This window comes from Pseudomonas sp. TE31087 (assembly GCF_057284075.1).
Window position 1 is genome coordinate 986,556 of the sequence record NZ_JBXVNN010000001.1, and the last position, 23,156, is coordinate 1,009,711.

The 23,156-nt window shown below is 64.8% G+C and carries 14 protein-coding genes, 2 pseudogenes and 1 riboswitch; of the genes and pseudogenes, 7 read left to right on the forward strand and 9 right to left on the reverse strand.

Annotated elements, in window-relative coordinates; genetic code table 11:
• Positions 1-3 precede the first annotated feature (3 nt).
• Positions 4-2,094, reverse strand: coding sequence for a TonB-dependent siderophore receptor (locus tag ACZ899_RS04455; RefSeq protein WP_234560934.1), 2,091 nt, complete (start codon positions 2,092-2,094; stop codon positions 4-6).
• A 137-nt stretch (positions 2,095-2,231) separates the two neighbouring features.
• Between ACZ899_RS04455 and ykgO the strand changes: the two genes are divergently transcribed.
• Complete coding sequence (ykgO, locus tag ACZ899_RS04460) at positions 2,232-2,378, forward strand: type B 50S ribosomal protein L36 (protein ID WP_023632134.1); 147 nt, start codon at positions 2,232-2,234, stop codon at positions 2,376-2,378.
• 256 nt (positions 2,379-2,634) lie between these two features.
• On the opposite strand, the gene ACZ899_RS04465 is transcribed toward ykgO, so the two are convergent.
• The 3 genes and pseudogenes from ACZ899_RS04465 to ACZ899_RS04475 all read right to left on the reverse strand — a co-directional run bounded on the left by ACZ899_RS04465 (position 2,635) and on the right by ACZ899_RS04475 (position 6,709).
• Entirely contained in the window at positions 2,635-4,089 is a 1,455-nt protein-coding gene (locus tag ACZ899_RS04465) for a PepSY domain-containing protein (protein ID WP_234560967.1), read from the reverse strand.
• A 5-nt stretch (positions 4,090-4,094) separates the two neighbouring features.
• Positions 4,095-6,249 (reverse strand): annotated as a pseudogene (locus ACZ899_RS04470) (TonB-dependent receptor).
• 70 nt (positions 6,250-6,319) lie between these two features.
• Positions 6,320-6,709 carry a DUF2946 family protein gene (locus ACZ899_RS04475; RefSeq protein WP_234560936.1) on the reverse strand — a complete coding sequence of 130 codons (390 nt, stop codon included), beginning with the start codon at positions 6,707-6,709 and terminating at the stop codon, positions 6,320-6,322.
• A gap of 304 nt (positions 6,710-7,013) precedes the next feature.
• A riboswitch (cobalamin riboswitch) is annotated at positions 7,014-7,217 on the forward strand.
• An 89-nt stretch (positions 7,218-7,306) separates the two neighbouring features.
• Between ACZ899_RS04475 and ACZ899_RS04480 the strand changes: the two genes are divergently transcribed.
• The 3 genes from ACZ899_RS04480 to ACZ899_RS04490 are packed head-to-tail and all read left to right on the forward strand — an operon-like array spanning position 7,307 to position 10,918.
• Positions 7,307-9,262: a TonB-dependent receptor plug domain-containing protein gene (locus ACZ899_RS04480; protein WP_234560937.1), complete on the forward strand. Its 1,956-nt coding sequence runs from the start codon at positions 7,307-7,309 to the stop codon at positions 9,260-9,262.
• 11 nt (positions 9,263-9,273) lie between these two features.
• Positions 9,274-10,002, forward strand: coding sequence for a (2Fe-2S) ferredoxin domain-containing protein (locus ACZ899_RS04485; protein WP_267967105.1), 729 nt, complete (start codon positions 9,274-9,276; stop codon positions 10,000-10,002).
• Positions 9,995-10,918 carry an ABC transporter substrate-binding protein gene (locus tag ACZ899_RS04490; RefSeq protein ID WP_234560939.1) on the forward strand — a complete coding sequence of 308 codons (924 nt, stop codon included), beginning with the start codon at positions 9,995-9,997 and terminating at the stop codon, positions 10,916-10,918. Before ACZ899_RS04485 ends, ACZ899_RS04490 begins: the two co-directional genes overlap by 8 nt.
• Positions 10,919-10,980: 62 nt before the next feature.
• Here ACZ899_RS04490 and ACZ899_RS04495 read toward each other — a convergent pair whose 3' ends face one another.
• Positions 10,981-12,339: an 8-oxoguanine deaminase gene (locus tag ACZ899_RS04495; protein WP_234560940.1), complete on the reverse strand. Its 1,359-nt coding sequence runs from the start codon at positions 12,337-12,339 to the stop codon at positions 10,981-10,983.
• Positions 12,340-13,046: 707 nt separating this feature from the next.
• On the opposite strand from ACZ899_RS04495, the pseudogene ACZ899_RS04500 reads away from it, so the two are divergent.
• Positions 13,047-15,884: pseudogene (locus ACZ899_RS04500) on the forward strand (HD domain-containing phosphohydrolase).
• Positions 15,885-15,896: 12 nt separating this feature from the next.
• Here ACZ899_RS04500 and ACZ899_RS04505 read toward each other — a convergent pair.
• Both ACZ899_RS04505 and ACZ899_RS04510 read right to left on the reverse strand, forming a co-directional pair.
• Positions 15,897-17,255 (reverse strand): glutamine synthetase family protein, encoded by a 1,359-nt coding sequence (locus tag ACZ899_RS04505; RefSeq protein WP_234560941.1) that lies wholly within the window; start codon positions 17,253-17,255, stop codon positions 15,897-15,899.
• Between the two features lie 329 nt (positions 17,256-17,584).
• Complete coding sequence (locus ACZ899_RS04510; protein ID WP_186732287.1) at positions 17,585-18,811, reverse strand: MFS transporter; 1,227 nt, start codon at positions 18,809-18,811, stop codon at positions 17,585-17,587.
• A 197-nt stretch (positions 18,812-19,008) separates the two neighbouring features.
• Between ACZ899_RS04510 and ACZ899_RS04515 the strand changes: the two genes are divergently transcribed.
• Both ACZ899_RS04515 and ACZ899_RS04520 read left to right on the forward strand, forming a co-directional pair.
• The gene (locus tag ACZ899_RS04515; RefSeq protein ID WP_234560942.1) at positions 19,009-19,410 is read left to right on the forward strand and encodes a GFA family protein; all 402 of its coding nucleotides are present in this window, start codon (positions 19,009-19,011) and stop codon (positions 19,408-19,410) included.
• 78 nt (positions 19,411-19,488) lie between these two features.
• Positions 19,489-20,379, forward strand: a complete 891-nt coding sequence (locus ACZ899_RS04520) for a serine hydrolase domain-containing protein (RefSeq protein WP_234560943.1) — start codon at positions 19,489-19,491, stop codon at positions 20,377-20,379.
• A 31-nt stretch (positions 20,380-20,410) separates the two neighbouring features.
• On the opposite strand, the gene ACZ899_RS04525 is transcribed toward ACZ899_RS04520, so the two are convergent.
• Entirely contained in the window at positions 20,411-21,448 is a 1,038-nt protein-coding gene (locus tag ACZ899_RS04525; protein WP_234560968.1) for a GGDEF domain-containing protein, read from the reverse strand.
• A 112-nt stretch (positions 21,449-21,560) separates the two neighbouring features.
• The gene (locus tag ACZ899_RS04530) at positions 21,561-22,868 is read right to left on the reverse strand and encodes an FAD-binding oxidoreductase (RefSeq protein ID WP_234560944.1); all 1,308 of its coding nucleotides are present in this window, start codon (positions 22,866-22,868) and stop codon (positions 21,561-21,563) included.
• Positions 22,869-23,156: the final 288 nt, after the last annotated feature.

The following is a 23,156-nucleotide window of genomic DNA, read 5'->3' on the forward strand; positions in this document are numbered from 1 at the left end:
CGCTCAGAGACTGAGCGTCAGGCTCAAACTGAAGTTGCGCGGCTCCCCCGGCAGCACCCACGAACTGTTGTACGAGCGTTCGTAGTACTTGCGATCGAACAGGTTGTTGAGGTTCAGCCCCACGGTGACCTGTTCGCTGGCCTTGTAGTGCGCCAGCAGGTCGACCGTGCTGTAGGCGTCCAGGGTGAAGTGGCTGCCGGCCTGGCCGGAGCGCTCGCCGACATAGTTGAACGCCGCGCCAATGTCCGAGCCGCGCAGGGCGCCGTCCTGGAACTCGTACACGCCCATCACGCTGCCACTGTTGCGGGCAATGCCCAGCAAGTCGCTGCCCTTGGGCAGGGCCGCGTCGCCCTTGGTGACCTCGGCATCGATGTAGGCGTAGGCACCGATCACCCGCACCGCGTCGGTCAGTTGGCCGCTGAACTGCAGGTCCAGCCCCTGGCTGCGCGCTTCGCCCGCCGCCACGCTTTCGCCGAGTGCGTCGGTGGTGATGACGTTTTCCTTGTCGATATGGAACAGCGCGATGGTCGCGCCCAGGCGGTTGTCTAGCAGGTCGAGCTTTAGTCCGGTCTCGTAGCCCAGGCCTTTTTCAGGCTTGTAGACCTGGCCCTGGGTGCCGATGGTGTTGGGCTTGAACGAGGTCGAGGCGTTGGCGAACACGCCCACTTGCGGGGTCAGTTGGTACAGCAGCCCTATGCGCGGCGTGGCGACATCCTTCGCCTGGCTGTTGCTGACCCCGGTGGAGCGGTTCTGCGCAGTCTGTTCAATGCGCTCCAGACGCACACCGAGCAGGCCGCGCAGGCGCTCGGTGAAGGCGATCTGGTCCTGCAGGTTGAGGGCATGGCTTTCGGTGCGTTCGAAGAAGTCGTTGGCCCGTGTGAGCGCCGGCTTGGGCTTGCCGTACACCGGGTTGTAGATGTCCAGGCCATAGCCCGCCGAGGTCGCGCTTTGCGGGTACTTCTGGCTGTTGCGGTAGTTTTCGTATTCAAGCCCGATCAGGCTCTGGTGCTGCCAGCCGAGCAGCTGGAACTGGCCGTGCAGCTCGGCCTGGGTGATGTTGTCGTTCCACTCGAAGTCGCGCTCGCGGTAGAAGCGGGTGAGGGTGTTGCCGACCAGGGCCTGGGGCTCGGAGCTGTTGCCCTTGAGCGTGCCCTGGGTGTAGTGGTTGGCCAGGCGCAGCTTCCAGTCGTCGTTGAGAAAGTGCTCCAGCGCCAGGTCGAGGGTCTGGTTGTCGTTGCGGATCTTGCCGTCGTTGGGTTCGCCCATGAAGGCCGAGCGCGGTACCGAACCCATCTGGCCGTTGACCGCCGGAATGCCCCGGTCGAACACCGATTCGGTGCGCGAGAACTCGGCATCGAGCATCACCCGGGTGTCCGGCGACAGCTGCCAGCTCAGCGACGGACTGACAATGCGCCGTTCACTGTTCACGTGATCGCGGAAACTGCCGTTGTCCTCGACCGCGAGGTTGATCCGGCCCAGCAGGTTGCCTTCGCTGTCCAGGGGCGCGTTGGCATCCAGGGCGGTGCGGTAGCGGTCCCAGCTGCCCGCGCTCAGGCTGAGGGTGCTGAAGGTCTCGGCCTGGGGGCGCTTGCTGACGATATTGACCAGCCCGCCAGGGTCGCCACGGCCATAGAGGCTGGCGGCCGGGCCCTTGAGCACTTCGATGCGCTCGATGCTGGAGGTGTCCGGGGAACTGTAGCTGCCGCGGTTGATGGCAAAGCCGTTCTTGTACAGCTCGCCGGTGGTGAAGCCGCGCACGCTGTAGTTGAGGAAGGTCAGGCCGCCGAAGTTGTTCTGCCGCGACACGCCGCCGGCAAAGTCCAGGGCACGGTCGATGCGGGTGGTGTTGAGGTCCTTGATCACCTGGGCGGGCACCACCTGGATGCTCTGCGGGGTGTCGCGGATATCGCTGTCGGTGCGCGTGGCGGTGGCCGAGCGGGTGGCGCGATAGCCTTGCACCGGGCCGTCGGCACGCTCTTCGAGGTAGGCGTCGGTGATCGAGGTTTCCTCCAGCAGCAGGGGTTGGGCTGCCGAGAGGGGTTGGCCGAACAGGCCCAGGGTGAGGCCGGCCAGAAGCGGTGCGCGAGGGTTCACGGGGGATCTCCAATTAATATGTAATAACGTAACATTTATCATTGCTCTGACGCCATAGGGAGCTGTGGTTTACGGCGTGATTGTCAGATGGGAATGATTCGCGTTATTGTAATGTTATTACGTAACTGGAGGTTCCCATGCAAGTACTGTCCTCACTCAAGCAGGCCAAGCGCCGTCATCGTGATTGCCAGGTGGTCAAGCGTCGTGGCCGGATCTATGTGATCTGCAAGTCCAATCCGCGGTTCAAGGCCAGGCAGGGCGGGGTGAAGAAGAAGCGGGGGTAGCACGCTGTCCTGGTCGAATCGAAGAATTACGTTTGGCTCCATGAGAGATCGTCCAGCCCTGTTATTTCTGTGGGAGCGGGTTTATCGGACCGCCGCACCGCCGCGAACACCGGCGGAGCCGGTGCCATACACCGCGCTGGATTCTTCGCGGGTAAACCCGCTCCCACAGAGTCAAGCTAAACCAATGGGTTACATGTCGTCCCATAGGAGCCCACCAGAAAGTGGCGCACCTGATGCCATACCTTGGACGCAGACGCTAACGGAGCGTCCTGCGCAAACGCCGCCAACCCAGCACCACACCACTGAGGGCAATCACCAGTCCACCGCTACTCAGGACGATGATCAGCCCTTCCCGCAACAGCGGCCGCGCCAGCAGCGGTTGCCAGTCCCAGCTGTGCAACAGGTTGAACAACCAGCGGCCGGTGCGTTGCGCCCGGTCATGGCTGGCCACCAGCATGCCGCTGGCCGGGTCCATGTAGGCCCAGGTGCCGGCCGGGTCGTCGAAACGCAGACGCAGCACAGGTAACGGCCTGGACTGGAAACCGTACATACTCTGCGGATCGCGGGCAAAGTAGTGGAAGTCGTAGGCGGTCTGCCAGTCGTCTTGCACCGTAATGCCCGGGGCCATGGCCTGCGCGGCCGCCAGCAGACGTTGCCGGGCAAACGCCCGGGCCGGTGGCGCGCCGGCTTCGAGGATGCGGCTGTCGCCGTTGGCGTTGCGTGCCACCAGGTAGGTGATGTCGGCCAGGCGCTGCCACTGCAACTCGACGGCGTTGAAGCCTGCCTCCTCGCGTAACCAAGCCAACGCCGTGGCGACCGGCAGCTTGAGGTCGACGGCGCGCAGCGGGCCGGGTTGCAGGGCGATCTGCGAACGGCTGTCGGTCAGGCCCCAGGGGCGCATCGACATCAGGCCACTGAACACCCACAACACCAGCACGCCGCCGAACAGCAGCCCGCCGATGTGGTGCCAGCGCAGCCAGCCGCTCGGGTAAGGGCTGCACGAGCCGCTGCGATAGCGCTTGCGCAAGCGTAGGCGCAGGATGCCCACCGCCATGCCCAGGACCGCCATCAGCGTGCCGAGCACGGACAGGCCGATCACCAGCGTGCGCCAGCCGTTGTCGAAGCCGAACCCGCCGCGCAAGGGATAGAGCCAGTGCAGCCAGGCACCGACCCAGTTCCATGTGCGTTCCTGTGCGGTGGCGTCGCGGACCACTTCACCGCTGCGCCCGGACAGGTACAGCCAGGTGCCGGCGGCATCGTCCACCCGCACCCGGTGCAAGGGCCGGTCGCCGTCCAGGGCCCGGGAGTGGGTCCACATGTCCTCGTCCACCGTGCCCTGGTAGGCCAGTGCCGCGTCACCGGCGTACTGCCGGGCATTGGCCAGGGCCCAGGCGGCGTCGGCCTGAGCCAGGGACGCGCCGCTGGCGGCATCGAGGGTGACGCGGCGCCCGTCGGCCAGCTCCAGCAGGTAGTGCGCCCGCCCGCCCAGGCTGGTCAGGCGCAGTGCCTTCAACGGCTGCTGCGCCCACTGCGCCGGCAACTCGGCGCAGCAACCCGCCGGCAGTGCCGGCAGGTGGGCCAGGCGCTCGGCCGGGGTCAACTTGGGGTAGCCGACATACAGCATGACCACCCCGGAGACGAACCACAGCGCCATGAACAGGCAGGCGACGATACCCAGCCAGCGGTGCCACAGGTACAGCTGGCGTTTCAGGCCCATCAGTAGCGCCACTGCACAGCGACTTCCAGGCTGCGCGGCTCACCCAGGTAGTACTGGGTGTTGGTCTGGTGGATGAAGCGGGCGTAGACCTCGTCGGTGAGGTTGCGCAGCCGCGCGCTGAGCTGTACGTGCTGGTCCAGATCGTGGGTCATCGACAGCCCGTAGACGGTGTACGACGGCACCCAGGCGGTGTTGGCGGTATTGGCGTACACCGACGACACATAGCGGGCGTCGGCGCCGACCTGCCAACCCGGCGCCAGGTCGTAGGTCAGCCACAGGTTGGCGACCCGGTCGGGGATGTTCACCGGGTTCTTGCCCTTGCGCGAGTACACCACGCCGCCGATGGTCTCGTTGAATTCGTCGTATTCGGCGTTGACCCAGCTGAAGTTGCCCGCGGCCAGCAGCTTGGGCGTGACCTTGAACGAGGCCGCCAGCTCGATGCCGGTGGAGGTCTGCTGGCCCGCCTGCTCGGTGGTGTTGGGCACGGTCGAGGAGGGCACCGAGATGTTCTTGCGCACGATGCGATAGGCCGCTGCAGTGGCCGAGCCGCGCCCATCGAGGAAGTCGAACTTGCTGCCCACTTCCACCTGGCGGCCGGTGCTCAGGTCGAAGTCGCCGACCTGGCTGATCGAGGCGCCGGTGAGCGAGCCTCCCGGCGGCTCGGCCGAGGTGCTGTACTGGGTGTACAGGCTGACATTGGGCGTCAGCTCGTAGACCAGGCCCAGGCGGCCGGTGAAGGCGTCCCAGCGCCGGTCCAGCTTGGCCCGGGTCACGTGGTCGACCACGTCGAAGTCGATATGGTCGTAGCGCAGCGCGGTGATCAGCGACAGCTGGTCCGGTCAGGCGGGTGCGGTTTTCGACGAAGCCCGCGGTGGTGTCGGTGTTGGTGCTGCGGCCTTTGGCCCGCGGCGCGTCCATGCCGGGGATGTCGAGGAAGTGATCGGGTTGGAAGCCGTTCGGGTCGATGCGGTCGAAAGCACCCTTGGATAGTGGGTAGTTGGTCTGCTGGTTGCGGTTGTAGTCCACGCCGAACGCCCAGTCGCTGGCCAGGCCGAACAGCTGGCCCTGGTGGGTCAGCTCGACGCGGTTGCCGTTGACCTCCTGGTCGTGGCGCTGGCGGTAGCCGCCGGAGCGGTCGATGGCAGTGTTGCCGGCGTTGTAGCGGTACACCTCGAGGTTGCGGTAATCGCGCTGGCCGTTGTAGTGGTAGAAGGTGTTGCGCAGCTGGTTGCTGTCGTCGATGCGATAGTCGGTGATCGAGCGCAGCCAGCGCGTGCGCTGCTCGTAGCGGCCGTCCTCGACGTTGTAGTTGTTGAAGCGATTGTGCTTGTCGATATGCAGGGTGCCGACCGCCGGTTGCAGCACCGGCGTGCCCCAGTACGGGCTGTCCTCTTTTTCTTCCAGGTACTCGATGGCCAGGGTGTGCGACAACTGGTCGTTGATGTCGCTGAGCAGCGAGAAGGCCAGGTTGCCGGCCCCGTTCTCCTGGCGGTCGATGTAGCCATTGGTGCTGGTGCGGCTGTAGTCGAGTCGGGCGTAGTGGCGTGGGCCGTCGCCGCTGTTGAGCGCCTTGTTGAAGCCGACCGAGGTCTCCATCGTGTCGTAGCGGCCATAGCTGACGCGGCCTTCGAAGGTATCCTCGTCGCGGTTGGCCAGCTTGGTGATCATGTTCAAGCTGCCGCCGACGGCGCCGCTGCCGTTGAGGAACGACGAGGGGCCGCCGAGCAGTTCGACGCGGTCGTAGATCCACGCCCCGACCGGTCGCCCGGCAGCGCCGTACTGCAGGTTGATGCCATTGAACAGCTGGCTGACCTGGGCACCGTTGAAGCCGCGGTACGACACGTAGCCGCCCCAGCCGGGCGGTGCCGAAGCGTTGACCCCGGGCAGGGCGTTGGCGGCGTCCTGGAAGTTGCGCGCGCCGATGCGTTCCATGGTCTTGCGGTCGGCGACGCTGACCGAGGCGGGGTTCTCGCGGGCGCTGAGGTTCAGTCGCGAGCCGCTTTCGATAGGCCGGTCAAGGTCCAGGGTGGTGGCTTCTTTGGGGTGGTCGGCGGTGGCCGTGACGTTGCTGGCGGGCAGGGTCAGGGTGTCATCCTGCGCCCAGGCGCAGGTTGCGCTGCCAACGAGCAGCGCCAAAGTGGTCATGCGAAACATGCAAGGCTTCCTGGCTGAAATCGGTGAGCGCACGCCCGCTGCCGATCAGGCAGCGCAGGGCGTGGCGATGTCAGAACGCGAGAAGCGAAGCAGGAGAGGCGCGCGGATTGACCAGTGGCCAGCGCTGCTTGGGCAGGGGTGGCGCGGGTTGCCTGGGTAAGGGTTTGCTCGACTCCCCGGCGAGCAAGGCCAGCAGGCCGAAGAACACCGCCAGCAGGGTGGCGCTGAACAGGCTGGCGATCACGCAGTCGCCGCCGGCGGGCAGCACCGGGTCGCTGATGTCCTGGTCGCCCTTGAACACGCCGCTGCTGTCGGCCGCGCACCAGGCGGCGTCATCCAGGCCGGCCAGGCGCAAGCCCGCCATCTGTCCATGGCCCATGGCGCACAGCAACGAGCCGAACAGGATGCTGAAATACAGCACCCAGGCGACTTGCGATTGTGTGTGGCGGGCCAGCTTCATCGGCAAAGCTCGAAGGGAATGAGAATAGGTTCGGCGTGCGGATTCTACAGCGTTTGAAACATCTGCCTAGTGTCCTGTCTCGGAAATACGTTCTCTTTTGGCGAGTGGCTTGGGTGTTCGGCCAAGGCGCCGCGACGAGTCATAGCAGGGCTATGGCGAGGAGTGGCAACGCAGGCCGGGCGCCCAAGACGCCGCCAAAAGTGAACAGCTTATTTCCGAGACAGGACACTAGAGTGCTTGGCCGATAAAAAACATTCGAATCGATTCACCTGGCTGGCTTGACGCCTCTCGGCCCCAGGTGTTCAGATGCCGACCGATTTCAGGTGTCCCATGCCGCCGCGCATGGGGTGAAACGGGAAACCGGTACGCGCTTCGCGCCAGTCCGGTGCTGCCCCCGCAACGGTATGCAAGTGATGCCTTCGACAGACCACTGTGGCTAATGCGCCATGGGAAGGTGAAGGTGTCTTGTCTTGCGAGCCCGGAGACCGGCCTGGAATGTGGTAGGCAAACTCCTGCGGTGGGCGGGCATGGGCCGGTATTGGCTGTGCGCGATCCCTGCTCCTGCGTGCTTCTGCGAAAGTCACTTTCGAGAAGAGCATGATTGCTGTGATTCACTCCCGACGTTTCTCCCCCAAGGCCCGGACCCTGCTTCTGGGCTGCCTGGCCAGCCCCCTGGCACTGGCCGAAAACACCCCTCTGATCCTCGACCAGCAGATCGTCGCCGCGCCCTCGGTGGAGTCGACCACGGTCGCCGCCATGGCCCAGTACGGCAGCAAGGTCGAGATCGTCAGCCGCGAGCAGATCGAGCGCGCCGGCCCCGGCGCCGACATCACCCGGGTGATGCAGATGTTCATCCCCGGCTTCTACGTCGCGCCGAAGAACGGCCCGTTCGACTACGGCACCTACTCGCTGCTGGGCGGGCGCAACGACGACACCTTGATCCTGCTCGACGGCGTGCGCCTGAACAACCGCCTGTACGGTGGCCTGTACCTGGACACCCTGCCGGCCAACGCGGTGGAGCGCATCGAGGTGCTCAAGGGCGGCCAGAGCCTGTTGTTCGGCACCCAGGCGGTGGCGGGGGTGATCAATATCGTCACCCGCAGCCCGCAGCGCCGCGAGGCTTCGGGGGAGGTCAACCTGGGCCTGGACAGCTTCGCCGGCAACAGCAAGGACGCCCGCGTCGAGCGGATCTTCAGCAATGGTTTCGGCGACCTGGGGCTGCTGGCCTATGTCAGTCACAACGTCTCCGACGGCTACCAACCGTTTCGCAACCGTGACTACAGCGGCAACGTCAGCGACAAGAAACGCGGCTACGAGGTAACCACCTTCGGCGGCAAGGCGATCCAGGCCTTCGGCGACGATACGCGGCTGGAGCTGTTCTACCAGTACACCGACGCCAACCTCGATTTCGCCCGGCCGGTGAACAACTACAAGACCACCAACGACCGCGTGCAGCAGATCGCCACCGCCACCTTCGAGCAGCGCCTCAACGAGCGCCTGAGCTACTTCGTCAAGGGCCATGTCAACGACTGGGACACCCGCTACACCCGCATCAACAACCGCGCCGACGGCAGCCGCAACGTGGTCAACCACAACGACTACTGGGGCTTCACCGACTGGGGTGTGCAGGCCGAGGGCAAGGCCGAGCTCGACGGCGGCCATGTGCTGGTGTTCGGTTCCGACAACCAGTGGTTCAAGGGCCAGGACGACGTGCTGTTGATCGACGACAACGAGGCCCAGGCCAATGCGCTGTATGTCCAATTGAGGCCCAGGATCGAGGCCCTGCCGAACTGGCACCCGAGCCTCGGCGTGCGCCACGAAGCCATGAGCGGCGGCGACAGCGCCACCGTCGGCATGCTCACCTCGCTGTACGACCTGAACGACAACTGGCAGCTGCGCGGCCAGTACGGCAGCGCCTACAAGCTGCCCAACGCCGAGCAGCTGTTCGTCAACGAGCCTGGCGACGAGATCGGCAACCGCAACCTCAAGCCCGAGAAGAGCCGCAATGCCGAGCTTGGCCTGGACTACCACGGCCTGCTGCTGGCGCGTGAGTTCAGCGCCAGCGTCACCGTGTTCCGGCGCAAGATCACCGACCTGATCACCCTGGACGGCAGCCAGTGGGTGAATGGCCAGGGGCAGGTGCAGATGCGTGGTTTCGAGGCCGATGCACGTATCCAGCTCGACGACCAATGGAGCCTGCAGGCCGACATGACCCGTAACCTCACCGAGTCGCGCACCGGGGCGACGATCAACGACGTGCCGAGTTTCTTCGCCCGCTCGCGGCTCGGCTACGAATCGGCAGACCGCAGGTGGGGTGCCGGAGGGGCCATTCGCTACATTCGCGACGTGGTCAGCTCCAAGGGCGTCGACTATGGCCATTACTCGGTGGTCGATGCCGATGCCTATCGCTACCTGGATGGCGCCCGCCAGCACCGGCTGAGCCTGCTGGTGGAGAACCTGTTCGACCGCGACTATGTCACCAGCCGGGCGAGCAATGTCGACAACCTCGGGCGGCCGTTCACCAGCGAACTGCGGTACACCTACACCTTCTGAGGGGCGTGAGCATGGACTATCAGCGTGTGCTGTTCGTGGGCCCCGGTCTGGCGAGTGGCTCGGTGGCCGAGTCGTTCGGCGCCGAGGTTCGCGACCTGCGTGGCCGCGAGGCGGACCGGGATATCGTCGATACCCTGGAGGGCTTCGACGGGCTGTGGGTGGTTATCCGCGAGGCCCTTGACCTGGGCATTGAGCGCTTGCTGGTAGTGGACCTGGAACCCACCTCGGACAGCGCCTACCTCGACTGGCTGCGCGATGAGCTGGGGCGCCTGGCGCAAGGTCGCGCCGGTATCTGGATCACGGCCCAGGCCCTGGGTCGGCGCGGGCTGGATGCTCGGGCGGCGTGTGCCAGCGTCGGCGAGCATGCCCGTCACCTGCCATGCGACCAGGTCAACGCGGTGGCCAGCGATCCGGACTGGTCGCGGATACCCGAGCATGCCCGCCAGGTGTTCCTGTGCACCGGCCCACGCTGCGTGCGGCGCGGTGCCTTGCCGTTGTGGAAACGCTTGCGCCGCCAGCTGCTGGAGCGTGACTTGATCGAGACGCCAGGCGGCGTGCTGCTGACCCGTACCGGTTGCCAGTTCCCCTGCAACCTGGGGCCAGTGCTGACGGTGCACCCGGACGGCTGCTGGTATCGGGTACGTGATGATCGGGAGGTGGAGGAATTGGTAAAAACGCATCTAGAGGGCGGAAGGATCGCCGAAAGATTGCTGATCAAGGGAGGGACATGCGATGCGTAAAGCCTGGTTGCTGTCGCTGGCCCTGTGCTGTGGCACACCGGCCCTGGCCGAGCGCTTTCGCAACTGCGGGCAAGACTGGCAACGGCCTGCGGCGACGCCTGCACGTATCGTCGCCCTCAACCAGCACGCGGCCGACCTCCTGCTCGCCCTTGGCGTCGGGCCGTCGATGGTCGGTGTGGCCTACCTGGACGACAACGGCGCCGCCTACAAGCAGAGCCGCTACCAGGGCGTGCCGGTGATCGCCCGGGAGTATCCGGCCAGCGAGGTGCTGTACGCGCAAAGGCCGGACCTGGTGGTCGGCGGATTCGCCACGGCCTTCGGCGATGGGGTCAGCTCGCGAACCCGGCTGGCCGGCAACGGGATCGCCACCTACCTGCTCGAGTCGGCCTGTGCCGGCCATTCCCTGGACTACTACGCCCATGTCCGGCGTGACCTGACCCTCCTTGGCGAAATGCTCGGCAGGCAGGCGAGGGCGCAGGCGTTGATCGAGGCGATGGAGGCGGACCTGGCGCGGGCCAGGGCGATCGCGCCTGTCGGCAAGCCGCTGTCGGTGTTCTACCTCGACAGCGAGGTCCGGGGGCTGGACAGCGAAGGTGGGCGGGGTTTCGTCACGCCATTGCTGGCCGCCGCCGGGGCGCGCAATGTGCTCGGCGGGATTGACCAGTACCGGGTGACGGTCAACCGCGAGGCGCTGCTGAGCAGCGACCCCGATGTGATCCTGCTGGCTGACGCCCTGTGGTCGCCGGCCAGCCGCAAGCGTCAGCTGCTGGCCCGTGATCCGGTGCTCTCGAGCCTGCGGGCGGTGCGCGAGAACCGCATGATCGATATCCCGTTCACCGAGCTGGTGCCGACGCCGGCCAGCGGGCGGGTGGCCCTGGAACTGGCGCGGCGGCTCAGGGAAGTGGCTGTCCCATAGCTGGCCAGCCCTGATCGCGGAGCTTGGCGTGGGAGCGGGCTTGCCCCGCGATGGGCTGGGTGTTACTCGCCGAGGACCAGCTGACGCGCCAGCTGGTTGTGACGCTCCAGTACTCGCGGCAGGTCGACGGTGGTGATGCGCCCACCCTGAACCACCACACGCCCGTTGATCACGCTGGTGTCGACATGGGTCGGGGTGCAGAACACCAGCGCCGCCAACGGGTCGTGCAGGGCGCCGGCATAGGCCACATGGCCAAGGTCGAAGGCGACGAAGTCGGCGACCATGCCCGGGGCGAGGGCGCCGATATCGTTGCGGTTGAGCACCTTGGCGCCGCCCAGGGTGGCGATCTCCAGCGCCTCGCGGGCAGTCATCGCATCCGGTCCGAAGCCGACCCGTTGCAGCAACAGCGCCTGGCGCACCTCGCCGATCATGCTGGCGCCGTCGTTGGACGCCGAACCATCGACCCCCAGGCCCACCGGCACGCCGTGGTCGCGCATCTTGCGGATCGGCGCGATGCCTGAGGCCAGGCGCATGTTCGAGCACGGGCAGTGGGCGACCCCGGTGCCGGTGCGGGCGAACAGCTCGATGCCGTGCTGGTCGAGCTGCACGCAGTGGGCGTGCCAGACGTCGTGGCCGACCCAGCCCAGGTCCTCGGCGTACTCGGCCGGGGTCATGCCGAACTTCTCGCGGCTGTAGGCGATATCGTTGACGTTTTCGGCCAGGTGGGTGTGCAGCGACACGCCATACTGGCGGGCCAGCACCGCCGCCTCGCGCATCAGGTCGCGGCTGACCGAGAACGGCGAGCAGGGCGCCACCACCACGCGCAGCATCGAGCCGTGGCTGGCATCGTGGTAGTCCTCGATCAGGCGCTGCGACTCCTTGAGGATGTCGCTTTCCTTCTCCACCACCGAATCGGGCGGCAGGCCGCCCTGGCTGCGGCCGACGCTCATGCTGCCGCGCGCGGCGTGGAAGCGCATGCCGATCTCCTCGGCGGCGTGGATACTGTCGTCGAGCTTGCAGCCGTTGGGGTAGATGTACAGGTGGTCGCTGGAGGTGGTGCAGCCCGAGAGGATCAGCTCGGCCATGGCCGTCTGGGTCGATACCGAGATCATCTCCGGGGTCAGCCGCGCCCAGATCGGGTAGAGGTTGGTCAGCCAGTTGAACAGCTCGCCGTCCTGGGCCGCCGGCACCACGCGGGTGAGGCTCTGGTACATGTGGTGGTGGGTGTTGACCAGGCCCGGGATGACCACCTTGCCGGTCATGTCGAGGATCACGTCGGCGTGCTGAGGCAGGGTATCGCTGGGGCCGACCTGTTTGATCACATTGTCTTCGATATAGAGGCCGCCGCGCTTGATCTCGCGGCGTTCGCCGTCCATGGTCACCAGCAGTTCGGCGTTCTTGACCAGTAGTGTCTTGGGCATGGGTGTCCCTCCCGCTTGGGGTGTGTTTTCTGATTGTAGGGAAGCGTCAGGCGCCGTGGCGAAGCCCGGCAGCAGAACCGCGCACGCGCAGGATCGGCCCTGGCGAGGGCGTATCGGGCGTGTGGGTCGATGGCAGCAGGGCGGATGCGGCGTTCAGGACGCACGGCATTCGAGAAGGGGGCCCGGAGAGGTTGGGCGATAGCGGATGTCGCATGGCTTGAGCCTGTCGCAATACGCAACGGCGATGACCGTTGTCGTAGGCGTGAGGCAGTGTAAACAGAATTTCTTTTTTTTGTATACGAGTTTTTCGCCGCAATTCTGACGACTGCGGGACGGGCCACTCTCATGGAACAAACTTGATTTAGCTTGACCCTGTGGGAGCGGGTTTATCGGACCGCCGCACCGCCGCGAAGAATCCAGCGCGGTGTATGGCACCGGCTGCGCCGGTGTTCGCGGGCAAGCCCGCTCCCACGGGGATCGCGCCAGATTCTAAAAATTGAGCAAGACAGTTGCTCCCACAATGATTCAGGGCGTGATTGATGTCGTTGCGCCAGTATGCGACTGTCTCGCTACCAGCCACTGTCACAGGCCGGCAGGTTCGCGCGGGCTGATTACACTGTGGAAATCGCCACACGGGGAGTACCTGGGATGGGCTGCGCGTTGATGGGGCATGCGGCAAGGCTGGCGTCTGCACGGGGCAGGCGTTCATGAACAACCGTGGCCGGAGTATCTCCCTGCAATGGCTGGTGGCGCTGGCGATCATGCTGGGCATGCTGGCGCTGGGCGCGGCCCTGGCCTGGCAGGGCTACCTGGGGGTGCGCCAGACCCTGGTGGCCGCCGCCGGCGATGCCGCCCAGCAGATCGGCCGGACCATCGACGAGCGCGCCCGACGCCTGGTCGATTCGGTGCAGAGCAGCATCCGCCTGCTGGCCTTCGATACCGCTGCGGGCACAATGGCGCAGCACCTGGAGCGCCTGCCGCAACTGGTCGAGAGCCTGCGTGCCAATCGCATGCTCAGCGCCGCCTACCTCGGCTACCCCAATGGCGAGTTCCTGCTGGTCCGCCGCCTGCGCGATCCACAGTTGTTGCAGCGCTTCGCGGCACCGCCGGGCACGATGTTCCTGGTGCAGACCGTCAGCCTGGGCGAAGACGGTGCGTTGCATGGCGAATGGCGTTTCTACGACCAGGCGATGACCCTGCTGCTGCACCAGCCCAAGCCGGACTACCGCTACGATCCGCGTCAGCGCCCCTGGTTCGTCGAAGCCTCTGCGCAAGCCACCACCGTGCTTACCCGCCCTTATGTGTTCTTCACCACCCGCGAGATCGGCCTGACCATGGCCCAGCGTAGCGTCGATGGCGCGGCAGTGATCGGCATGGACGTCTCGGTCACCGACCTGGCCAGCGAGAGCCGCGACCTGCGCATGACGGCTGGCACCGAGATCGCCGTGGTCGATGACCAGGGCAGCGTGGTGGCCTATCCGGACCTGCAGCGGGTCATCGTCCGCGAAGGCGAGGGCGTGCGCCTGTCGCGCATCGATGAACTGGGCATTGCCAGCCTCGCACGGATCCATGCTGATACCCTCCAGGGTACCCGGCCACAGCCGTATCAGGTTGAAGGGCAGACCTGGTATGGCATGCGCGTGCCGCTGACCACCGTGGCCGGGCAGGACCTGCAGGTGCTGATTGCCGTGCCGGCCCACGAGCTGCTGGCCGGCGCGCGCCAGGTGTTGTTCGAGCAACTGCTCTGGGCCGGCGCGCTGGCGGCGGTGTTGCTGTTGCTCGGTGGCTTGCTCGGCCGGCGCATCGGCCGCCCGTTGCGCCGGCTTACGGAGCAGGTGCAGGGCCTGGCTGGTTTTGATTTCAGCCGTGAGGTGGGTGTGCTCTCGCGGGTGTCGGAGGTGCGTGAACTGAGCCGGGTGCTCAGCCGCATGTCCGGCACCATCCGCAACTTCCAGGCGATCACCCTCACGCTCAGCCGCGAGACCCAGCTCGAGCGCATGCTCGACGGCGTGCTCAACCACCTGGTGGCGGCTGCCAGCGCCAGTGCCGGCGCGGTGTACCTGTACGATGCCGACAACGCACGCCTGCGCCTGGCTGCGGCCTGCCGGGCCCAGGACTATCCGGCTGAACTGGCGGTACATGAGCACGACCATCAAGACCTCGCCAATGCCGTGACCCAGGCCTTGTCGTTGCAGGGACGCAGCCTGGCGGTGGTGCTCAACGACCGCGGCCAGTCGCTCCTCGGCATTCTGGTCCTGCAACTGGAGGACGAACACGCCGGGCAGGCGTTCCGGCGCTTCGTCGAGGAACTGTCCGGCGCCGCCGCCGTGGCCATCGAGACCCGCCAGCTGGTCGAGGCCCAGCAGTGCCTGCTGGACGCCATGATCAAGCTGCTGGCCGACGCCATCGACGCCAAGAGCCCCTATACCGGCGGTCATTGCGAGCGAGTGCCGTAGCTGGCGCAGATGCTCCTGGACCAGGCCGTGCAGGCCGACAGCGGCCCCTATGCCGGCTTCAGCATGAACGAGGCCGAGCGCTACGAGTTTCGTGTGGCTGCCTGGTTGCACGACTGCGGCAAGATCACCAGCCCTGAGTACGTGGTGGACAAGGCGACCAAGCTCGAGACCCTGTACAACCGCATTCACGAGGTGCGGATGCGCTTCGAGGTGCTCTGGCGCGACGCCGAGATCGCCTACTGGCAAGGCGTGGCCAACGGCGATGATGAGTTGCTGCTGCGCCAGGCGCTGGAGCAGTGCCGGGCCGAGTTGCAGGACGAATTCGCCTTCGTCGCCCACGCCAATATCGGCGGCGAGTTCATGCAGGAGGCCGACATCGAGCGCCTGCGCCTTATCGGCCAGCGCCGCTGGCTGCGGCACTTCGACAACCGCCTGGGCATCTCCCGCGACGAGGCCGCGCGCTTCGCCGACACGCCACCTGCGCCCTTGCCGGTGGAGGAACCGCTGCTTGCCGACCGCGACGAGCACCAGGTGCCCTGGGGGCCGCGCAAGCCACCGGTGGCCAAGGACGATCCGCGCAACCACTGGGGTTTCGACATGCGCCTGCCGGCCCATGCCAGCAACCACGGCGAGCTGTACAACCTGTCGATCCGCCGTGGCACGCTCAACGACGAGGAGCGCTTCAAGATCAACGAGCACATCGTGCAGACCATCATCATGCTCAGCGCGCTGCCGTTCCCGCGCCAGCTGCGGCGCGTGCCGGCGATCGCCGGCAACCACCACGAGAAGATGGACGGCAGCGGCTATCCGCGCAGGCTCGGCAAGGATGCGCTGGGCATCCCCGAGCGGGTGATGGCGATCGCCGACATCTTCGAGGCGCTGACCGCGGCGGACCGGCCGTACAAGGCGCCGAAGTCCCTGTCCGAGTCGGTGAAGATCCTGGTGTCGATGGCTCGGGACAACCATGTCGACGGGCAGTTGCTGCGGCTGTTCCTCAGCACCGGCGTGTATCGGCAGTACGCCGAGCAGTTCCTGCGCCCCGAGCAGATCGACGAGGTGGACGTGGAATATTGGCTGGCGCAGCTGTAGGTACTCAAAGCCTCAGACCCTCAGCAGCAGGTGCTCACGCTCCCAGGCGCTGATCACCTGTCGGTAGTTGTACAGCTCGGTGCGCTTGACCGCCACATACCCACGGACGAAGTGGTCGCCCAGGTACTCCCCGAGCAGCTCGCAACCTTCCAGCCGCGCCAGCGCATCGTCCAGCGTGGCCGGCAGGCGCAAGCCGCCATGATCGTAGGCGCGACCCTGCACGGGCGCGCTGGGCGCCGCCTGTTCGAGCAGGCCGAGATAGCCGCACAGCAGGCTGGCGGCCATGGCCAGGTAGGGATTGGCATCGGCGCCGGGCAGGCGGTTCTCCACGCGCAGGGCGGCCGCTGTCGCGGTAGGCACGCGCAGGCCCACGGTGCGGTTTTCTTCGCCCCATTCGACATTGACCGGGGCACAGGCGTCGGGCAGGAAGCGGCGGTAGGAATTCACGTTCGGGGCGAGCAGCGCCAGTGCCTGGGGCAGGTACTTCTGCAGGCCGCCGATGTAGTGCAGCAGTCGATCGCTCGGTGTACCGTGGGCGCTGGCGAAAAGGTTGGCGCCGGTGGCCCTGTCCAGCACGCTCTGGTGGATGTGCATCGAGCTGCCAGGTTCATGGGCGATCGGCTTGGCCATGAAGGTCGCGCTGATACCGTGCTGCAGCGCCGCTTCGCGCAAGGTGCGCTTGAACACGATCAACTGGTCGGCCAGGCGCAGCGGGTCGCCATGGTGGAAGTTGACTTCCATCTGCGCCGGGCCGCTTTCGTGGACCAGCGTGTCCAGGTCCAGGCCCTGGACGGCGCTCCAGTGGTAGACGTCCTCGAACAGCCGGGCGAATTCATGGGTGGCTTCGATGGAGAAACTCTGCCGACTGGTCTCCGCCCGGCCCGAGCGGCCTTCGGGCGCTTCCAGCGGCAAGTCCGGGTCATGGCTGCGCTTGGTCAGGTAGAACTCCAGCTCCGGCGCCACCACCGGCTGCCAGCCACTGTCGCTGTACAGGGCCAGCACGCGCTTGAGCACGTTGCGCGGCGACAGCTCGATGGGCTGGCCGTGCCGGTCGAAGCTGTCGTGGATGACCATGGCGGTCGGTTCCGCCAGCCATGGCAGGCGGTAGACCGCATGGGCGGCGGGGCGGCAGTGCATGTCGATGCCGGCCTCGTCCAGCAGCGCGTAGAAGACCTTGTCGTCGACGAAGTCGCCGGTCACCGTCTGCAGCAGCACGCTCTCCGGCAGGCGTATGCCGCCTTCGTCGAGGAAGCGGTCGAGGGAGGCGACCTTGCCGCGGACGATGCCGGAAAAATCGCTCACCACGCATTCGACCTCGCAGATGCCCTGTTGCCTGAGCCGTTGCGCCATTTGTTCGGCGGGGGTGTTCATACCAACCTCGGAAGGGGGCATGCGTTCATCCTGAATGCCAGCCCGCCCAGGCAGGGGATTCGCGTACAGCGTCATGTTGCACTCTCGATACTCCGAAGACCTGGCAAAGGGTATTGAGTTGCGTATCAAGTTGCTGTCGGTTTGCGGCTCGTCGGCGTAAAGAGTTGATAAAGCGTGGCGGGTAAAATCGGCCCGCCACCGCTCTATGGAACAACAGGCGCGTCTCAGGCTAGGCAACGTCAGCGTGGGAGCGGGCTTGCCCCGCGATCACCGGCGTAGCCGGTGCCATACACGGCATCGCGCGGCAAGCCCGCTCCCACAGCGATCGCTCAGGACGGTTGGACCGCCAGGCGATTGCTGACGCTGCGCCCCAGCACCAGCACCGTGACAAAACCGCAGCCCACCAGCGCCGTGGCCAGGCTGAACAGTACCGCGCTACCCATCTGGTCGACGATCCGCCCGCCGAAGAACGAGCCCAGGGCGATGATCACCTGGAACATGGCGACGAACAGCGGCATGCCGCGCTCCACATCCTTGGGTGCCACGACGAACATCCAAATGCTGGCGCAGGCCGGGAAGGCGCCGAAGGCGAAGCCCCAGAGTGCGATCAGCATCGCCGCGCCGGTGAGGCTGGTGGCGAAGTAGGGGAACAGTGCGGTGCCGATGCCGATCATCAAGGCGACCAGCATCAGGGTGTAGCGCACGCTCTGGTTGGCGGCAAAACCGGCGAAGACATTGCCCAGCACCCCGGCCACGCCGTAGAGCAGCAACAGCGAGCCGATCATCGGCCCGTCGAAGCCGGCGTTGTGCTTGAAGAACGGCGCGACGTAGGTGTACGCGGCAAAGTGCGCCAGGCCGATCAGCAACACCGCGATCAGGCCGACCCGCGCCTGCGGGTTGACGAACAGCGCCGGCAGGTCGCTGATGCGGATGGCCTTCTCCGGGTTGAGCCGCGGCAGCAGCAGGACCTGCGCCAGCAGCACCGGCACGCCCACCAGCGCGGTGACCAGGAAGGTCATGCGCCAGCCCATGAGCCCGCTGAGCCAAGTGCCCACGGGCACGCCGAGCACGGTGGCCAGGGTCACGCCGACCATGATGATCGAGGTGGCCTGGGCCACGCCCACGCCCTTGGGCGCCAGGCGGCCGCTCAGGGCGATCGCGGTCGCCCAGAAGCCACCGATGCTGATGCCCAGCAGTACCCGGCCGAACAGCAGCAGGCCGAAGTCGGTGGCGTAGGCCACCACGGCGTTGGCGACGATCATGATCAGCGTCAGGGCGATCAGCAGGTAGCGTCGGTCGAGGGCACCGATGCCCACCGACAGCAAGGGCGCGGCCAGGGCCGCCATGATGCCGGGTAGGGTCACCATCAGGCCGGCCTGGCCTGCGCTGATGCCGAGGTCGGCGGCGACATCGTTGAGCACGCCCACCGGCAGGAACTCGCTGGTCACCAGGGCGAAGGCGCCCACGGCGACCGAGAGAATCGCCAGCCACTGCTGACGGACGCTCTGCTGGCTGTGTTCGGGTGGGCTGTGGGGGGACGGGTTGGGGCTTGGCATGGTGCGGGCTTCCATAGGGGACTGTCGCCTGGGACAGGCGCTGCAGCGAGGGGAAAACGGGGAGGCGATTATAGGGGGTGGATTTTGCAGCTCGACAGGCGGGCGGCTTGATAGTAATCATCAGTGGGATCGATGGGGGGCTTGGGATAGAGCGTTTGGCCATCCCTCTCAAGGTTTTGGCCTGCACGGAAGGACATATGACAGAGGCATACCAAGGAAGCTGCCTGTGCGCAGCGGTCAGCTACGAGCTGCTCACGCCACCCAAGGCCGTGAGTCATTGTCACTGCAGCCAGTGCCGCAAAGGCCACGGGGCTGCGTTCGCGTCATACGCCAGTGTGCCACGCAGCGCACTTCGAATACTTCGCGGGGCCGACAGCATCAAGGCCTACGCCTCTTCGCAGACAGTGTTACGCGAGTTCTGCGGGGCGTGTGGCTCGACGTTGTTCTGGTCACGATCCGCAGGTGAGTTCGCCGACTGGATCTCTATCGCGCTGGGTACACTTGATACACTGTTCCAGCCACGCAAGCAAAAGCACGTTTACATCGATTCTGCGGTGCCCTGGTATACGCCATCCCGTTGTTGTCCCGAGGCCGACTGACGGCTTGCATCGCCGGAATGGGGTATGTTCTTGCCTCTGCGCTTGCTTACTGGCCTGTCATGACTGCTTGAGTATTCGATGCTGATTTCCACGCTATCCAACGGTCGATTCATTACGCCATCGCTCCAGGCCGAACCCTGTGTGCCATGGTGGAGTTTCACCAAGACGGTGTTGGCCGCGACCGCCCTGACTCTGGTGCGCGACCGACGACTCGCCCTGGATGCTGCGCTTCCTGAAACCACGTACACCTTGCGTCAGCTTCTGCGTCACGAGGCGGGCCTCGCTGATTATGGCGAGCTTCCCGAGTACCACGCGGCGGTTGCCAATCATGAATCCGCGTGGTCTGCGGACGAGATGATGCAGCGCCTGGATGGTGCTCGGCTTCGCTATGACCCTGGAGCGGGGTGGCGCTATTCGAATGTAGGCTACATGCTGGTCGCCAGGCTCATTGAACGTGCAACAGGCCTGCCGCTTGAAGAGGCGATCAGGCAGCAAGTCCTGGCTCCACTTGGTATCTCGGCGGTTCGCTTGGCAACCCAACGCGCAGATCTGAACGGGGATTACCTCGGCCATTCGTTGAACTACGACCCTGGCTGGGTCTATCACGGATTGTTGATCGGCCCTGTTTCGCAGGCTGCCCTTTTCCTGGAGCGTCTGCTCGTCGGGACACTGCTTCCGGCCGACCTGCTCCAGGAAATGCAGGCAACAAAGGTGTTGGGTGGGCCAATGACTGGCCGACCGTGGATTGCGCCTGGGTATGCCCTGGGCCTGATGCGCGGGACGATCGAGGGTGGCCTGACGCTGGCCGGGCATACCGGGTGTGGCCCCGGCAGTGTGGTGGCGGTCTATCGATGCGCGGTTGGGGAGGCCGTCGCGTGTTGCGCAGTATTTTCGACGGCCTCGGATGAGGGACGTATTGAGGCGCTGGTCGCTCAGGAGATACGCAAGGTGCTTGAGGCTGTGCGTTGAGGCTGCCTGGTACTTGTTCCGCCTTGGATTGTCACAAGATCGGCGGTGCATAGACAACTTGGTCGCGCCCTCCCTGTTTGGCTGCGTAAAGTGCGCTGTCGGCGCGCCGTAGTGCATCATCGATCTGCTCGCTATCGGCGACTAGAGTACATCCCACACTGAGACTCACCCTCAGCGGACCGCTGGAGAGTTGCATCGGTCTGCTGCCAACGATCAGGCGCACGCGCTCTGCGATCCGCACCAGCTCGTCACGGTCCTTTACCCGCAGCAATGCGACGAATTCCTCACCGCCCTGGCGTACCAGCAAATCCTCCGGGCGAAGGGCAGCTCGCAGACGACGCGCACACTCGCAGAGCACCTGGTCACCGTCAGCATGACCGTACTTGTCGTTTACAGACTTGAAGTGGTCAAGGTCGGCATACAGAGTACCCAACTGCAGACCTTTCTCTTTTGCCAAACGGCGTTCACGATCCTGGAAGGCGGCCAACGCGCCGCGGTTCCATAGCTGTGTTAGCGGATCAAGCAAAGCCTTGCGTTGCTCACGGTCCATTTCAAGGCGTAAGTCGTGATTGGTCTGTATCAAGCTGCGCAGTTGCAGATAACCCTCTGCGAGCGTGGCCAAGTCTCTGAAGTTGGCCTGCTGGGCCTCACTTAGCAGGCGTGGGCGAGGGTCGAACATGCATAACGTCCCGATCGCTTTGCCGTTTCCGGCACGCAAGGGGTGACCGGCGTAGAAGCGGATGTAGGGAGCGCCAAGTACCAGCGGATTGTCGGCGAATCGCGAATCGCACTCGGCGTCTGCCACCAGCAGGGTGTCCTCACCCAGAATGGCGTAGCCGCAGAAGGACACATTGCGCGGGGTCTCGTTAACGTCTAGCCCGATCCTGGCCTTGAACCATTGCCGATCGTGATCAATCAGGCTGATCAGCACGGTATCCACGTGCGCCACTTCTTGAGTGAGCCGCACCAGCGTATCGAGGTAATGCTCAGCCGGTGTATCCAGCACATTCATTTCATCGAGGGTACGCTGGCGCAACGTTTCGTCAGTCGGTATGGGACAAGCCGGCATGTCGTTTCTCCAGTCCATGGGGTAGCGTCTCCAAAAGGTAAGGTTTGACGCCAAGACTGAATCTACTCTAGACAGTTGAATGGATAAGGTCGAAACCATCAGTCGCCAAGGGTTATCCCGTTTGGTACTTGTCCCAGAGCTTGTTCCGGAATCGCCCCCCTGGATCGACTTGCGCTTTGAGTGCTAACAGACGGCGCGCGTTTGGGTAGGCACTTGAGAACTGTTCCTGCGTTGCATGCAGTTGGTAGGGAAGGTAGTAGGTACCGCCAAGCAACAGCGCAGCGTTGATGAGTTCGCGTGTCCACACGCCAACTGCCTCGCGATCATCCATCCCGACGCGCTGCCAATAATAGAGCACGAATGAAAAGACTTCTTCGCGTGCCCAGGACAGCAACGAGCCGGGGTCGGCCGGAGCGTGTCGGATGGAGATATTGACGGCGTCAACGCGGTGCGCCTGAAGGATGGCGGCCATTTGCGTTACGAACGCATTGAACTGTGTCACTGGCACAAAATATTCTTGCAACGCATAGGTACTGTTTCGGGTTGCAATGGGGCCAAGCGAAGCGACATCCGCACTGGCCTCGTAGTTGCGCCGGACGACCGGTTGATTGAGATAACGCAGTGGATCGACCACATCCTTGCGAATCATTGGGCCACCGGGAAGCTTGGTCACACTCCACATGACGGTCTGGTTGATTTTGTACGACTGCCCCGGCGCCACCAGTCTTTCTGCGACGGTCAACGCTTTGTCCGAGGCACGCCAAGTGACGGAAGTGGCCACGTCGAAATATGGGGGGGCCAAATCGGCATTATGCAAGATAGCCTGTTCGTTCTCGCGGACTTGCTCATTGAAAAAACGCGGGTAATCAGCAACTGGCATGCGGCGTACTTGTCGTTCCATTGTGATGTTGGACGCAAGGTCCAGCTCGACCTCAGTGATCACCCCCATTGCACCATAGCCACCGATAGCAGCGTAGAACAGGTCGGAATTTGCGCTGCGGGACGCTTCTACTACCGAACCGTCCGCAAGTACCAGTTGCAGAGAACGCACAGAGTTGATGACCGGACCTGCGCCGACATAGCGTCCATGAGCATTGACTGACAGCGATCCGCCGACGGTGAAGTTGGCATAACTCTGCATGATTTTTATCGAGAGGTCGTCCGGGTCTATGACCGACTGCAGGTCACGCCAACGCATCCCTGTTTGCACGCGTATGACTCTGCTCTCAGGCGAATATCGGATCACCTGATTAAGCTGACGCATGTCGAGGTGCAGGCTGTTTTCGGTAGCAATCTGCCCCCCCATGCTATAGCGGCCACCACCGATGCTGACTGGGCCTGACGACATAGCGAGCGCCCGCTGTATTTCGCCCGTGGTGCGAGGTGCGAGCAGACGATTGACCCAAATCGGATTGAGCATCGTCACATCGTTCACCAGGACGCCCGATGGTGCCGCCCATGACGACCACGGTGAAAGCACACTGACGGCAATCCCGGTCATCCCAGCCTGGAGTAGATGGCGCCGAGTGAGGATAGGCGACGACTCTGAAACGGCGTGCTGTTGTGTACTGTCGATCAATTGCGCTCCCTCGCGGTGAATCAAAAATAAGATGCGCCTTCAGACTTCAAAGCAGGCTAGGGCCGTACAGCGTCTTTACAGAGCCCGGCCGGAATACCACAAAAGTGTGCACTTGTCCCTGAGTCCTGA

Excerpts from the sequence above, each read along its gene's own strand:
- ykgO (WP_023632134.1), top strand. The coding sequence starts at position 2,232 with ATGCAAGTACTGTCCTCACTCAAGCAGGCCAAGCGCCGTCATCGTGAT.
- ACZ899_RS04475 (WP_234560936.1), bottom strand. The coding sequence starts at position 6,709 with ATGAAGCTGGCCCGCCACACACAATCGCAAGTCGCCTGGGTGCTGTAT.
- ACZ899_RS04480 (WP_234560937.1), top strand. The coding sequence starts at position 7,307 with ATGATTGCTGTGATTCACTCCCGACGTTTCTCCCCCAAGGCCCGGACC.
- ACZ899_RS04485 (WP_267967105.1), top strand. The coding sequence starts at position 9,274 with ATGGACTATCAGCGTGTGCTGTTCGTGGGCCCCGGTCTGGCGAGTGGC.
- ACZ899_RS04490 (WP_234560939.1), top strand. The coding sequence starts at position 9,995 with ATGCGTAAAGCCTGGTTGCTGTCGCTGGCCCTGTGCTGTGGCACACCG.
- ACZ899_RS04495 (WP_234560940.1), bottom strand. The coding sequence starts at position 12,339 with ATGCCCAAGACACTACTGGTCAAGAACGCCGAACTGCTGGTGACCATG.
- ACZ899_RS04505 (WP_234560941.1), bottom strand. The coding sequence starts at position 17,255 with ATGAACACCCCCGCCGAACAAATGGCGCAACGGCTCAGGCAACAGGGC.
- ACZ899_RS04510 (WP_186732287.1), bottom strand. The coding sequence starts at position 18,811 with ATGCCAAGCCCCAACCCGTCCCCCCACAGCCCACCCGAACACAGCCAG.
- ACZ899_RS04515 (WP_234560942.1), top strand. The coding sequence starts at position 19,009 with ATGACAGAGGCATACCAAGGAAGCTGCCTGTGCGCAGCGGTCAGCTAC.
- ACZ899_RS04520 (WP_234560943.1), top strand. The coding sequence starts at position 19,489 with ATGCTGATTTCCACGCTATCCAACGGTCGATTCATTACGCCATCGCTC.
- ACZ899_RS04525 (WP_234560968.1), bottom strand. The coding sequence starts at position 21,448 with ATGCCGGCTTGTCCCATACCGACTGACGAAACGTTGCGCCAGCGTACC.
- ACZ899_RS04530 (WP_234560944.1), bottom strand. The coding sequence starts at position 22,868 with ATGCTCAATCCGATTTGGGTCAATCGTCTGCTCGCACCTCGCACCACG.